This is a genomic window from Streptomyces spirodelae, from assembly GCF_017676385.1.
Classification (GTDB): domain Bacteria; phylum Actinomycetota; class Actinomycetes; order Streptomycetales; family Streptomycetaceae; genus Streptomyces; species Streptomyces spirodelae.
This window is the reverse complement of the sequence record NZ_JAFFZN010000031.1, coordinates 35740-49236: the sequence shown is the minus strand read 5'-3', so window position 1 is coordinate 49236 and position 13497 is coordinate 35740. Positions and strand designations below refer to the sequence as shown.

At 70.9% G+C, this 13497-nt stretch carries 11 protein-coding genes and 1 tRNA gene; 2 read left to right on the top strand and 10 right to left on the bottom strand.

Features of this window, described 5'->3' with window-relative positions; translation table 11 throughout:
* Positions 1 to 49: 49 nt before the first annotated feature.
* From pdxS to pgsA, 5 genes are all read right to left on the bottom strand, one after another.
* A complete protein-coding gene (gene pdxS, locus JW592_RS27300; RefSeq protein WP_209267904.1) occupies positions 50 to 988 on the bottom strand; it encodes a pyridoxal 5'-phosphate synthase lyase subunit PdxS in 939 nt (312 codons plus the stop codon).
* Between the two features lie 208 nt (positions 989 to 1196).
* Positions 1197 to 1757, bottom strand: coding sequence for a LemA family protein (locus tag JW592_RS27295; RefSeq protein WP_209267903.1), 561 nt, complete (start codon positions 1755 to 1757; stop codon positions 1197 to 1199).
* Positions 1758 to 1779: 22 nt separating this feature from the next.
* On the bottom strand, positions 1780 to 2952 hold the full coding sequence (locus JW592_RS27290) for a glycosyltransferase family 4 protein (protein WP_209267902.1): 1173 nt from the start codon (positions 2950 to 2952) through the stop codon (positions 1780 to 1782).
* Positions 2949 to 3908 (bottom strand): phosphatidylinositol mannoside acyltransferase, encoded by a 960-nt coding sequence (locus JW592_RS27285; RefSeq protein ID WP_209267901.1) that lies wholly within the window; start codon positions 3906 to 3908, stop codon positions 2949 to 2951. Before JW592_RS27285 ends, JW592_RS27290 begins: the two co-directional genes overlap by 4 nt.
* Positions 3905 to 4630 carry a phosphatidylinositol phosphate synthase gene (gene pgsA / locus JW592_RS27280; RefSeq protein WP_209267900.1) on the bottom strand — a complete coding sequence of 242 codons (726 nt, stop codon included), beginning with the start codon at positions 4628 to 4630 and terminating at the stop codon, positions 3905 to 3907. The genes JW592_RS27285 and pgsA overlap by 4 nt, the downstream gene beginning before the upstream one ends.
* Positions 4631 to 4887: 257 nt before the next feature.
* On the opposite strand from pgsA, the gene JW592_RS27275 reads away from it, so the two are divergent.
* Complete coding sequence (locus tag JW592_RS27275; protein ID WP_209267899.1) at positions 4888 to 7077, top strand: elongation factor G-like protein EF-G2; 2190 nt, start codon at positions 4888 to 4890, stop codon at positions 7075 to 7077.
* Positions 7078 to 7301: 224 nt separating this feature from the next.
* Complete coding sequence (locus JW592_RS27270; RefSeq protein ID WP_209267898.1) at positions 7302 to 8975, top strand: AbeC-like domain-containing protein; 1674 nt, start codon at positions 7302 to 7304, stop codon at positions 8973 to 8975.
* A gap of 18 nt (positions 8976 to 8993) precedes the next feature.
* Here the strand turns inward: JW592_RS27270 and JW592_RS27265 are convergent, their stop codons facing one another.
* From JW592_RS27265 to JW592_RS27245, 5 genes are all read right to left on the bottom strand, one after another.
* Positions 8994 to 9533, bottom strand: coding sequence for an HIT family protein (locus JW592_RS27265; protein WP_209267897.1), 540 nt, complete (start codon positions 9531 to 9533; stop codon positions 8994 to 8996).
* 89 nt (positions 9534 to 9622) lie between these two features.
* Complete coding sequence (thrS, locus tag JW592_RS27260) at positions 9623 to 11605, bottom strand: threonine--tRNA ligase (protein WP_209267896.1); 1983 nt, start codon at positions 11603 to 11605, stop codon at positions 9623 to 9625.
* A 183-nt stretch (positions 11606 to 11788) separates the two neighbouring features.
* Entirely contained in the window at positions 11789 to 12706 is a 918-nt protein-coding gene (locus JW592_RS27255; protein WP_209267895.1) for a hypothetical protein, read from the bottom strand.
* A gap of 174 nt (positions 12707 to 12880) precedes the next feature.
* Positions 12881 to 12952, bottom strand: a tRNA-Val gene (locus JW592_RS27250).
* Between the two features lie 51 nt (positions 12953 to 13003).
* Positions 13004 to 13474, bottom strand: a complete 471-nt coding sequence (locus JW592_RS27245) for an SRPBCC family protein (protein ID WP_209267894.1) — start codon at positions 13472 to 13474, stop codon at positions 13004 to 13006.
* Between the last annotated feature and the right edge of the window lie 23 nt (positions 13475 to 13497).

The following is a 13497-nucleotide window of genomic DNA, read 5'->3' as shown; positions in this document are numbered from 1 at the left end:
GTGGTGGGCGGGCACGCCGTGCTCGTGCCCGCCCACCGGCAGTCAGTGCTTACCAACCGCGGCTGGCGTAGCGCTCCGTCTCCGGGAGGGTGTCGCAGTTGATGCCGACCATGGCCTCACCGAGGCCACGGGAGGCGTCGGCGATGATCTTGGGGTCGTCGTAGAAGGTGGTGGCCTTCACGATGGCCGCGGCGCGCTTGGCCGGGTCGCCCGACTTGAAGATGCCGGAGCCGACGAAGACACCCTCAGCGCCGAGCTGGCGCATCAGCGCCGCGTCCGCCGGGGTGGCCACGCCGCCCGCCGAGAAGAGGACGACCGGCAGCTTGCCCGCCACCGAGACCTCCTTGACCAGCTCGTACGGCGCACGCAGCTCCTTGGCCGCCGCGTAGAGCTCGTTGTCGTCCAGGACGGTCAGCTTGCCGATCTCGTTCTTGATCTGGCGCATGTGCCGGACGGCCTCGACGACGTTGCCGGTGCCGGCCTCGCCCTTGGAGCGGATCATGGCCGCGCCCTCGGCGATCCGGCGCAGGGCCTCGCCCAGGTTGGTGGCGCCGCAGACGAAGGGGGTGGTGAAGGCGAACTTGTCGCTGTGGTTGACCTCGTCGGCCGGGGTGAGGACCTCGGACTCGTCGATGTAGTCGACACCGAGCGCCTGGAGGACCTGGGCCTCCACGAGGTGGCCGATGCGGGACTTGGCCATCACCGGGATCGAGACGGCCTCGATGATGCCCTCGATCATGTCGGGGTCCGACATCCTGGCCACGCCGCCGTCCTTGCGGATGTCGGCGGGCACACGCTCCAGCGCCATGACGGCGACGGCGCCGGAGTCCTCGGCGATCTTCGCCTGCTCCGGCGTGACGACGTCCATGATCACGCCGCCCTTGAGCTGCTCGGCCATGCCCCGCTTGACCCGGGCCGTGCCGGTCTCGGGGCGCTGCTGCGCGGCGGACGCCGCGGTGGACTCAGTGGCGGTGGACGGAGTTGACACGTTCGACCTCGCTGCAGGGGTGGTGTTCGACAGGACTTCTCAGGTCCTCGGCCACCTTCCTCGAACAGGCTTGCCCGCGAAAAGGGCCAATCGCGGGGATGTGGCCTGCATGGCGCCTGCCACTTTCCCGGAGGGCGCCGGACCGTGGCCGTCCACTGGCTGTCGGTGGCTGTCGGTGGCTGCTGGTGGCTGTCGGGCCCGCCTCCGGTCAGCCTCCTGCTGAGTGCCCGCGCTCGGTCAGCACCGGCGGTGGCTCGTCGTCCATCTCGAAGGCCAGCGGCGAGGCGGCGTGCCCGGCCAGCCGGAACCAGCGGACCGTACGGTGCCGGCGCAGCGCCCTCGCCGCCCGTACGGCGTCGTTGTGGAACCGCCGCGCCATCGGCACCCTGCGCACCGCGGCGCTCAGCTCGGCGGCTGTCTCGTGCCCGCCGGGGGCCTGACGTACCGCCTCCAGCTGGGCGGTCTCGGCGAAGACGGCCCGCAGCGCCTGGCTCAGCTCGCTCTCGGCGACCTCGCGCTGCTCCTCCTCGGCCTGCCGTGCGCCGTGCGCCGCCTGGTAGAGCACCATCGAGGCCGCGGGGTCGAGGACGCCCGCCGTGGCGAGCTCCTGCGCGATGGAGGCGCGGCGCAGCAAGGTGGCGTCCAGCGCCGCCTTCGCCGCGTCGATCCGCGCGTGCAGCCGGTCCAGGCGCCCGGCTGTCCAGCTCAGATAGACGCCGACGAGCAGCAGCGCGACGACGATCCAGATGAGGGTGGTGAGGGTCGGCATCTCGGGTCCCGGGTCCTAGGGCTCAGTCCCTGGCGAGGCCGAACCGGGCCCAAAGCCCGGTGCGCTCGTCGGGCGCTACGGAGGCGGCACCGTCCGTGACCGTCTCGTAGACGGCGAGGATGTCGGCGCCGACGGTGGACCAGTCGAACCGCCGTACGTGCCGGGTGCCGCGTTGGCGCAGGTCGGCACGGTGTGCGGGGTCGGCCAGCAGGCGTACGGCAGCGGCGGCCAGCGCGTCGGCCTCCCCCACGGGGAACAGCTCGCCCGCCGCTCCCCCGTCGAGCACCTGCTCGAAGGCGTCCAGGTCGCTGGCGAGCACCGGAGCGCCGGCGGACATGGCCTCCACCAGGATGATCCCGAAGGACTCGCCGCCCGTGTTGGGCGCCACGTACAGGTCGACGCTGCGCAGCAGCCTGGCCTTGTCCTCGTCGCTGACCATGCCGAGGAACTCGACGCTGTCCCGCATGGCGGGCGGCAGCTGGGCCACCGCCTCCTGTTCGTCCCCTCGTCCGGCGACCAGCAGCCGGGTGCCGGGGGCCGCCTCCAGGATCGCGGGCAGCGCCTTCATCAGCACCGGCAGGCCCTTGCGGGGCTCGTCGATCCGGCCGATGAAGCCGATCGTGTGCCCGTCGGGACCGCCCTGCCACTCGGGTTCGGGGTCGGCGTCGGCGAAGAAGCCGACATCGACGCCGTTGGGGATGGTGACGGCGTCGCCGCCCAGGTGTTCGACCAGGGTGCGGCGCGCGTACTCGCTCACCGCGATCCGGGCGCTGATCTTCTCCAGCGCCGGCTGGAGGATCGGGTACGCCGCGATCATCGCCCTGGAGCGCGGGTTGGAGGTGTGGAACGTGGCGACGATGGGGCCCTGCGCCGCCCAGCACGCCAGCAGCGCCAGCGACGGCGTGGCCGGCTCGTGGATGTGCAGCACGTCGAAGTCGCCCTCGTGCACCCAGCGGCGCACCCGCGCTGCGGACAGAAAGCCGAAGTTCAGCCGTGCCACCGAGCCGTTGTACGGCACGGGCACGGCCCGCCCCGCCGAGACGACGTAGGAGGGCAGCGGGGTCTCGTCGTCCGACGGCGCGAGCACGGACACCTGGTGACCCAGCCCGATCAGATGCTCGGCCAGGTCGCGGACGTGGAACTGGACACCGCCGGGCACGTCCCACGAGTAGGGACAGACGACACCGATCCTCATCCGCTCCCCCGCTCGCGCACCTGAGGCGCCTTCCCCCGGCCCTCCGGCGCCTTCCCCGGTGCGGCTTCCAGGTCGGCGAGCCAGAAGCGCTGCAGCATGTGCCAGTCCTGCGGATGCTCGGCGATACCCGCGGCGAAGGTGTCGGCGAGGGTCTGCGTCATGGCCGCGACCCGCTCCCTGCGCCCCTCGATGTCCGGCACCGGAATCGGCTCGTGGACCCTGGCCTTCATCCGCGGCGGAGCCTCGTACCACAGCGTCACCGGCATCAGCAGCGCGCCGGTCTGCTGGGCCAGCAGTGCGGGCCCGGCGGGCATCCGGGTGGCCTCGCCGAAGAACTTGACCTCGATCCCGCTGGCCGACAGGTCACGGTCGGCGACCAGGCAGACCAGTCCGCCCGCGCGCAGCCTGCGCGCCAGGGTGCCGAAGGCGGAGGCGCCGCCGTGCGGCAGCACCTCCATCCCGAGGCTCTCGCGGTAGGCGACGAACCGGTCGTAGAGGCTCTCCGGCTCGAGGCGCTCGGCGACGGTGGTGAAGGGCCTGCTGGTCGCGGTCACCACCCAGGCACCGGCCAGGTCCCAGTTGCCCATGTGCGGCAGGGCGAGTATCACGCCGCGCCCGGAGGCGAGGCCCTCGGTGAGACGGTCGGCGTTCTCGACGTCGACGCTGTCGAGGATGTGCCGCTCGCTGTAGGCGGGCAGCCGGAAGGACTCCATCCAGTAGCGCAGGTAGGAGCGCATCCCCGCGCGCGAGAGCTGCCGCAGACGGGCCGGGGAGGCGTCCGGCACCACCCGGGCGAGGTTGGTCTCCAGGCGCGTGACGCCCTTGCCGCGGCGCCGCCACACCGTATCGGCGAGCCGACGGCCCAGCACCGCGGCAGCCGGCTCGGGCAGCCGCTTGACCCCGGCCCAGCCCAGCCCGTAGAGCGAGTCGGTGAGCCGGTCCCGCAGCGCGCTCAAGCGGTCCTCCCCTTCTCCTCCGCCTCGCCGGCGGCCTCCGTCTCCCCCGCGGCCCGCTGCCCTTCGCCGGCGGCCTGCCGCTCCTCCGCCTCGGCCACCTCGGCGGCCTCACGGCGTACCGTCACCACCCGCTGACCGAGGGTGACGGCGCTGCCGACAGCGACCACCCACAGGGCGATCGGCAGCAGTACCCCGATGTGGGGGACGCCGAAGGTGGCCTCGAAGCCTGAGAAGCCCGCGAGCACCAGGGTGATCACCAGCCGCTCGGACCGCTCCACCAGCCCGTTCACATTCACCGGCAGCCCGATGCTCTCGCCGCGCGCCTTGGTGTACGAGACGACCTGCCCGCTGGAGAGGCAGAACAGCGTCACCGCGCACAGCACCAAATCATCGCCCCGGCCCGCGTACCACATGGCGATCCCGCCGAAGACGGCCGCGTCGGCCACCCGGTCGAGCGTGGAGTCCAGGAAGGCACCCCACCGGCTGGAGCGGCCCAGCTGCCGCGCCATATTGCCGTCCACCATGTCCGAGAAGACGAACAGCGTGATGACGACGGTGCCCCAGAAGAACTCCCCGACGGGGTAGAAGATCAACGCTCCCGCCGCCACTCCGACGGTGCCGACCAGGGTGACGGCATCGGGGCTCACGCCCCGGCGCAGCAGCAGCGCGGCAAACGGGGTGAGGACACGCGTGAAGAAAGCACGCGCGTACTTGTTCAGCATGACCGTCCCTGGTACGTCGAGGGCGAGCCGGATGACGGTGTGGCCACCGGGTGGCCCATCGTAGTCACGCCGTGGAAGCACACGGTGCACACGGTCGGGTATGCGGCGGCGCGCACGGCCGGGCAGTGCGCCGTCGGTCGCGGTCCCACGTATGGACGGCTGTCGGCAGCGGTGCAAAGCTCGAAGGAACGGTGGTCTTCGCGACCGCTCGGCCCCTTCAGCGTGCTCCAGCAGGTGACGACCGGAAGGCGGGACACATGGCCGACAAAGCGAACGCACACCCCGGAGCCGCCGGCAGGGCAGCGGCGGCCGACCACCCCGCCGCCATACGGAACGTGGTGCTGGTCGGCCACAGCCAGTCAGGCAAGACGTCTCTGATCGAATCCCTCGCACTCGCCTCGGGCGCGATCAACCGGCCCGGCAAGGTGGAGGACGGCACATCGCTGTCCGACTACGACGAGATCGAGCACCGGCAGCAGCGCTCGGTCCAGCTCTCCCTGGTACCCGTCACCTGGAACGGCATCCGGATCAACCTTCTGGACACCCCCGGTTACGCGGACTTCGTCGGCGAGCTGCGGGCCGGACTGCGCGCGGCGGACGCCGCCCTGTTCGTCGTCTCCGGCGCCGACGGCGTGGACGGAGCGACCCGCCTGGTCTGGCAGGAGTGCGCAGCCGTCGGCATGCCCCGCGCGATCGTCCTCACCCACCTCGACGCCGCCCGCGCCGACTTCGACGAGATGACGGCCGTCTGCCAGGAGGTGCTGGGCGGCGACGACCCCGACGCCGTCATCCCGCTCTACCTGCCGGCCCTGGGCGAACGCCGCTCGGACGGCACGGCCCCGGTCACCGGGCTGATCGGGCTGCTCACCCGGAAGCTGTTCGACTACGGCAGCGGACAGCGCACCGAACGCGACCCGGACGAGGGACACCTGCCGCTGGTCGCTGAGGCCAGGAACCGGCTGATCGAGGGCATCATCGCGCAGAGCGAGGACGAGTCGCTGATGGACCGCTACCTCGGCGGCGAGGACTGCGACGTCAAGACGCTCATCGAGGATCTGGAGAAGGCCGTGGCCCGCGGCACCTTCCACCCCGTTCTGGCCGCGGCGCCCGCCGCCGAGGGCGCCAAAGCCGGCCTGGGCACCGTCGAGCTGCTGGAGCTGATCACCGGCGGCTTCCCCACCCCCGAGGAACACGGCATCCCCGCTGTCACCACCCCGGACGGCAAACCCCGCCCGGCGCTCAGCTGCGACCCGGCGGGCCCGCTCGCCGCCGAGGTCGTCAAGACCTCCTCCGACCCCTACGTCGGCCGGATCTCCCTGGTACGCGTCTTCTCCGGCACCCTGCGCCCCGACGAGACCGTGCACGTCTCCGGACACGGCCTGGCGGACCGGGGCCACGAGGATCACGACGTGGACGAGCGGATCGGCGCACTGTCCGCGCCCTTCGGCAAACAGCAGCGCTCCCTGGACGCCGCCATCGCGGGCGACCTGGCCTGCGTGGCCAAGCTCGGCCGCGCCGAGACCGGCGACACCCTCTCGGCCAAGGACGACCCGCTGCTGATGGCCCCCTGGGTGATGCCCGACCCGCTGCTGCCCGTCGCCATCGAGGCGCACAGCAAGGCCGACGAGGACAAGCTCTCGCAGGGGCTCGCCCGGCTGGTGGCCGAGGACCCGACGATGCGGCTGGAGCAGAACCCCGACACCCACCAGCTCGTCCTGTGGTGCATGGGCGAAGCACACCGGGACGTCGCCCTGGAGCGGCTGCGGTCCCGCTACGGGGTGCAGGTCGACACCGTCGAGCACAAGGTCTCGCTGCGCGAGACCTTCGCCTCACCCGCCAACGGGCGCGGACGGCACGTCAAACAGTCCGGTGGGCACGGGCAGTACGCCATCTGCGACATCACCGTCGAGCCCCTGCCGGGCGGCTCCGGCATCGAATTCGTCGACAAGGTGGTGGGCGGCGCGGTACCCCGCCAGTTCATCCCTTCGGTGGAGAAGGGCGTCCGGGCCCAGGCCGCCAAGGGCGTGGCCGCCGGCTACCCGCTCGTGGACGTACGGGTCACCCTCGTCGACGGCAAGGCGCACTCCGTCGACTCCTCCGACGCGGCCTTCCAGACGGCCGGTGCGCTTGCGCTGCGCGAGTGCGCGGCACAGGCGAAGATCCACCTGCTGGAACCGGTCGCCGAGGTCGAGGTCATGGTCCCGGACGACTACGTGGGCGCCGTGATGAGCGACCTGTCCTCCCGGCGCGGCCGGGTGCTGGGCACCGAACAGGCCGGAGGCGGCAGCACCTTGGTCCGCGCCTCGGTGCCGGAGATCGAGATCAGCCGGTACGCGATCGATCTGCGGTCGATGTCGCACGGCACCGGGCGCTTCGCGCGTGCGTACGCCCAACACGAGCCGATGCCGCAACAGCAGGCGGCCCGCATCCTGGAGTCCGCGGACTGAGCGTGCCCCGCATGGGAGCTGCGCCCCCGTAAGGGGCGCGGGGAACTGCTCCCCCCGGACTCCGTCCGGGAGGTGCCCCCACAACCACAACGCCTCCGCAGACGGGGGGGCGACGGACAGGGGCAGACGCATCCCCTCCCCTGAGGCAAGATGTGTGCGGACCACGGCAGTTGGGAAGCCGTCTGTCGTGGTCGGCCAGAGCAACACGGCGGAGTGGGGGCCCAGTGGCCGGATTCGACGATCTCAGCAGCCATCCGGACGTGGCGGCGGAGTTCACACCAGGTGCCCAGGTACCCATCTCCGGGTCGGGCGGCCAGACGGCGGCGACGCAGGCGCTGGCCTCCGCCGCCTACCGTGACGACGAGGTCGAGAAGCTCATCGCGGCCAACCCCGAGGCGAGCTTCAAGAAGCCGCGGCTCTCGCTGTTCGAACCCAACCTCGGTGAGGCGTTCTCCCGGGCCGTACAGACCCGGCTGCTCGGTGGTGCACGCAAGCCGCTCATCCAGTCCTTCGGTATCGAGCCGCAGACCGTGGTCGAGCACTGCCTGGCCGCCACCCGGGTACGCAAACAGCGCGACGCGCGGCTGACCTTGGTGATGACGCTGTTCGGCCTGCTGTTCCTGCCCGGCGTGCTGCTGTGGCTGCTCGCCTTCCAACTGCGCCGTATGATCGCCGGGTCGAAGGACAAACGCGCCGGGGCCATCGGCATGGTGGTGCTGGTCGCCGTCGGCGCGCTGGTCGTCCTCTTCGCGATCAAACTCCCGGTCAGCGGCTTCTGGGGGATGTACCTGAGGGCCATGCTGGTCGCGCCGATCATCGGCGGAGTGTGGGCCAAACAGATCTGCGAGCGGTACGCCAAGGACCTGCGCGGACGTTGGGAGAGCCTGCTGGGCGGCGCGGGGGTCGGCGCCAAGATCCCCGAGGCGGTGCCCCAGGACCCGGGCGACGCGGGCGCCGAACGCATCCGGCTCGGCCTGGCCAAGGTCGCCGCCGAACAGGCCAGCAACCTCATCTACTACGCAGGGCCCAAGGGGATACTCGGCATGGGCACCCGCTGGGGAAGCTGGCAGCTCGCCGAGGAGCTGTCCCCCGCACGCGAGGGCGAGGACATCCACCCGTTCCGCAGCTGGGACGTCATCCGTGCCATCCACGACCAGCTCCGCATGCTGGAGCGCGGCCCCCTGCACACCGGCGGCTTCCCCACCCCCTCGATACGGCACTGGATCGTCTCTCCCATCGCGGAGGGCGCCAAGGAGGTCAAGCGCCCGGACGGCCAGGAGGTCGAGGGCTACCGCATCAAGGACTTCGAGATACAGCGCATCTGCAACGAGCAGCAGTTCGGCGCCGGCAACCGGCACTATCTGGGCGTCCAGTTCGTGCTCTGGGACGGCCAGTTGGTGATCAGCCTGCTGATCAGCGTCACCGTGCTGCACCACACGCTGCGCATCGAGGTCACCGGCCACGCCCTCGGCCCGGTCGACGGCCTGTTCACCAGCGGTCCGAAGGCCAAGACCAAGGAGGTCGCCAAGAGTGTCAAGTTCTGGGAGACGCGCACGGTCAAGCTGCCGCTGGTGGAGACCAAGGAGGTCGTACGCCTCGCCGCGCGCGCCCCGCTGACCTGGTTCCCTCCGGTGCTGGACTTTCTCGGCGGCAAGCTCAGCCTGCCCGAGCCCTTCGGCCTGCGGCACGCCTGGGCCAAGAAGCCCTGGCGCCACCGGTTCATGGCCGACGACGCGATGCGCGCGGCGACCCCGGTGCTGCGGGTGGTGCACGCGGCGGCCATCAAGGTGCTGGAGGAGAACGGCTGCAACGTCGAGAAGTTCGGCAGCCGCTCGCTCAACCTCAGCGCCGCGGTCCAGGACGCCAAGCCGTTCAAGGCGGACGTCTACGACGCGTGAGGGGTCACGCTGGAGGGGTCACCACGCCTCGGCCAGCATCGCCCGGGTGTCCGCCAGCAGCTGGGGCAGCACCCGGGTGTGGCCGACGACGGGCATGAAGTTGCTGTCCCCGCCCCAGCGCGGCACCACGTGCTGGTGCAGATGCGCGGCGATACCGGCGCCCGCGACCGCGCCTTGGTTCATGCCGAGATTGAAGCCGTGCGCTCCTGAGACGCGGCGCAGCACCGTCATCGCCCGCTTGGTGTACGCCGCCATCTCGGCGGTCTCGCCCTCGTCGGTCTCGGTGTAGTCCGCGATGTGCCGGAAGGGGACGATCAGCAGGTGCCCCCCGGCGTAGGGGTACAGGTTGAGCACGGCGTAGACGTGCTCACCCCGGGAGACGATCAGCCCGTCCTCGTCGGACTTCTCCGGGATGGCGCAGAACGGGCAGCCCTCGTCGGCACCGGGACCGGTCGGCTTGTTCTCGCCCTGGATGTACGCCATCCGGTGGGGCGTCCACAGACGCTGGAACGCGTCCGGCGTCCCCACTCCGATCTGCTGCTCCGGCTCACTCGTCATGTCCGCCAGCTTATGCGCCGGACGGCTTCGGGGACGAGGAGGGGCGGCCCCGCACCGGGACCGCCCCTCGCTCGCCTGTGACCGTGTGCTCACACCTGGATACGGCGCTCCACCGCGTCGGCGATCTCGGCCAGGGCCTGGTCGCGCGGAATGCCGTTCTTCTGCGAGCCGTCCCGGTACCGGAAGGAGACGGCGCCGCTGGCGATGTCCTCGTCACCCGCGATGACCATGAACGGCACCTTGGCTTTCTGGGCGTTCCTGATCTTCTTCTGCATCCGGTCCGACGACGAGTCCACCTCCATCCGCAGCCCCTTGGCCTTCGCCGCGGCGGCGAACTCCGTCAGATACGGCACATGGTCGTCGCCGATCGGGATGCCGACCGCCTGCACCGGCGCCAGCCACGCGGGGAAGGCGCCCGCGTAGTGCTCCAGCAGGACGGCGAAGAACCGCTCGATGGAGCCGAACAGCGCGCGGTGGATCATCACCGGCTGCTGGCGGGAGCCGTCGGCCGCGGTGTACTCCAGCTCGAAGCGGGCGGGCTGCTGGAAGTCGACCTGGATGGTGGACATCTGCCAGGTACGGCCGATGGCGTCGCGGGCCTGCACGGAGATCTTCGGCCCGTAGAAGGCGGCACCGCCGGGGTCCATGACCAGCTCCAGGCCCTGCTTGCCCGCTGCCTGCCGCAGCGCCTCGGTGGCCTCTTCCCACTCCTCGTCGGTGCCCAGGAACTTGTCCGACTCGGGGTCGCGGGTCGACAGCTCCAGATAGAAGTCGGACAGGCCGTAGTCGCGGAGCAGGTTGAGGACGAAGGTGAGCAGGTTGTCCAGCTCGTCCGGCATCTGCTCCTTGGTGCAGTAGATGTGCGAGTCGTCCTGGGTGAAGCCGCGGGCGCGGGTGAGCCCATGGACGACGCCGGACTTCTCGTACCGGTAGACGGTGCCGAACTCGAACAGCCGCATCGGCAGTTCCCGGTAGGAGCGTCCTCGCGCCCGGAAGATCAGGTTGTGCATCGGGCAGTTCATCGCCTTGAGGCGGTAGTTCTGCTCGTCGAACTCCAGCGGCGGGAACATGCCGTCCGCGTAGTGCGGCAGGTGTCCGGAGATCTCGAAGAGCCGCTCCTTGGTGATGTGCGGCGTATTGACGAACTCGTACCCGGACTCCTCGTGCCGCCGGCGCGAGTAGTCCTCCATCACCTTGCGGACGACCCCGCCCTTGGGGTGGAAGACGGCAAGTCCGCTGCCCAGCTCCTCGGGGATGGAGAAGAGGTCCAGCTCGGTGCCCAGCTTGCGGTGGTCGCGCTTCTCGGCCTCGGCCAGGAACTCCAGGTACTGCTTGAGCTCGTCCTTGCTGGGCCACGCGGTGCCGTAGATCCGCTGGAGCTGCGGGTTCTTCTCGCTGCCGCGCCAGTACGCGGCGGCCGACCGCATCAGCTTGAAGGCGGGGATCAGCCGGGTGGAGGGCAGGTGCGGGCCCCGGCACAGGTCCTTCCAGCACAGCTCGCCGCTCTTGGCGTCGAGGTTGTCGTAGATCGTCAGCTCACCGGAGCCGACCTCGGCGGAGGCGCCCTCGGCGGCGCCTGCCGCGTTGCCCTTGAGGCCGATCAGCTCCAGCTTGTACGGCTCGTCCGCCAGCTCCTCGCGGGCCGCCTCGTCGGTGGTGACGCGGCGGGAGAAGCGCTGCCCCTGCTTCTGGATCTGCTGCATCTTCTTCTCGATGCGCTTGAGATCGTCCGGTGTGAAGGGCTCCGCGACGTCGAAGTCGTAGTAGAAGCCGTCCTTGACGGGCGGGCCGATGCCGAGCTTGGCCTCGGGGAAGAGCTCCTGGACCGCCTGGGCCAGGACGTGCGCGGTGGAGTGGCGCAGGATGTTCAGACCGTCGTCGCTGGTGACCTCGACGGGCTCGACCTCGTCGCCGTCGGCCAGCGGGTGGGTGAGGTCCTTCAGCTCGCCGCCGACGCGTGCGGCCACGACGGAGCGCTCGCCCTCGAAGAGCGCAGCGGCCGTAGTGCCCGTCGTCACCACGCGCTCTTCCCGCTCGGAATCGCGTTGGATGGTCACACGGACATCTGACACCGGTCTCTCCTGACTCTCACCTGGGACGCGTGGCCGTCGCCACGCCGTGAGCGCGGGCATACGCCGCGCCGTCGAATCGTACCGAGCCGAGCAGCCCGACCGCGAAACGGTAACGGCGCCCAGGACGCGACCGGCCGCCCGGGGCGAGGGCGCGGGTGGGCGCGTGGCTCCGGCCGACCCCGTTCATCCGTGCATGCCCCGCTCGAAGTCGTCGAGGCCGTTGTGCAGCCGCTTCAGCAGCCGCTCCCTGGCCTGGTCCGGCACCGGGACGGGCGCGATGTCGTGACAGCCGCTGAGCCGCCGGAAGCCGCCTCTGCTCTCCAGCAGCCCCGCGATCCGCAGCGGCAGTCCAGCCAGGTGGGCGTGGACGGCGCGGCGGTAGCCCTCCTCGTCCAGCCGGGCCCGCACCTGGGTCACCTCGGCGCCCGCGAGCACGTCCAGCCGTACCGATCCCGGGCCGTCGGTCCGCGCGCGGCGCAGCCGTACGACGGTGCCCGTCACCCGGACCGGGACGGACGGCTCGGCGCTTTCGTAGTGCCGCCCGGCCAGCTCCAGCGCCGCCAGGTCACCGGGGGTGAAGACCACGGGCAGCGGCCGCTGGGGGCAGCCCTGCGGCGTTCCGGCCGTCCGCGACCAGCCGAGGGTGATCCGCACGCCTTCGGTTCCGCGCACCAACTGGCAGAGGGATTCGGTGAGTTCTGCGCAGCAGCCGTCGGCGACAGCGGCGTCGAAGTGCTCGGTGGCGCCGGTGGCGCGGTAGCGGCAGACGGCGTCGGCGGCCGCCCGCAGGGCGCGGCTCAGCACGGCGAGTTCCCGGTTGCCGCGCTGAGCCTCCGGTGGGACGCGGGCGCTCAGCAGACGGCCGGCGCCGCCCTCCTCCGCGCTTTCGGCGTAGCGCACGCGTTCGGCGAAGGCGTCGGCCCGGTGTTCGCCACGTGCCCCGTGGAATCCGGTGCTGCGCTGGGCCGCCAGGGCAGCGGCGCGCAGCATCGCGCGGGCGGCCGTGCTCAGCTTCTGCCGGGCACGCCAGGTGGCTGCCGTGTTGCTCGCGGGCAGTTCGCGTCTCCAGTGGATCTCATCGTCGTCGGCGGCGACTCGCATCACGCTCTCCGTGTCCCGGCCACTCCCCTCCTACTCCTGACCACGGATCGGTGCCGCAAACGGCCGCCCGGGGACACGGAAATACCGGAGATCACACGGAAATCAGGGAAACGGAAAAGAGGCCGTCCCGCCTGCTGGCGGTCCGGCCTCTGTTGCTCTCAGCTGAACACGGGGTGGGCGATACTGGGTTCGAACCAGTGACCTCTTCGGTGTGAACGAAGCGCTCTCCCACTGAGCTAATCGCCCCGGGTGTTCCGCCGTCGGTGCGGCGGCACGGGCAGAACAATACAGTGCGTCTCACTCTTCATCCAAACCCCTTTCCAGCAGGGCCCGCAGACCGCGATGTCCGCTGCGCATCATCAGCTTGTGGTTGGCGATGAACAGGGGGCGGCCCGGTATGGCGAGCAGCCGCAGCAGTGGCTTGTTGACCTCCACGTCCTGCTCGAAGAGGGCGACCGCTCCGGCGCCTGTGGGGCGTATGGTCCAGCGGGCCCAGCCGTCCATGTCGCCGCTCATACCGATCTGGAGAACCCCGGCCGCCGGGTCGCGGCGTGACAGGCGTAGCGCCACGGAGAGTTCGTACGGCAGCACGGACCGGATGCGCAGGGTTCCGGTTTCGGTGCCGGTCCTGCCGAGGCGGCGCACCTGGGGCCACCACTCGGGATAGCTCTCGGCACGCTCCAGTACGGCGAAGACGCGCGTCGGTGGAGCCAGGACCTGCCATGCCGTACGGAAGGTGTAGTGGTTCCGGCCGCCGCCTGCGCCCATGAGCTCCCCCTCCCGGCAACGCA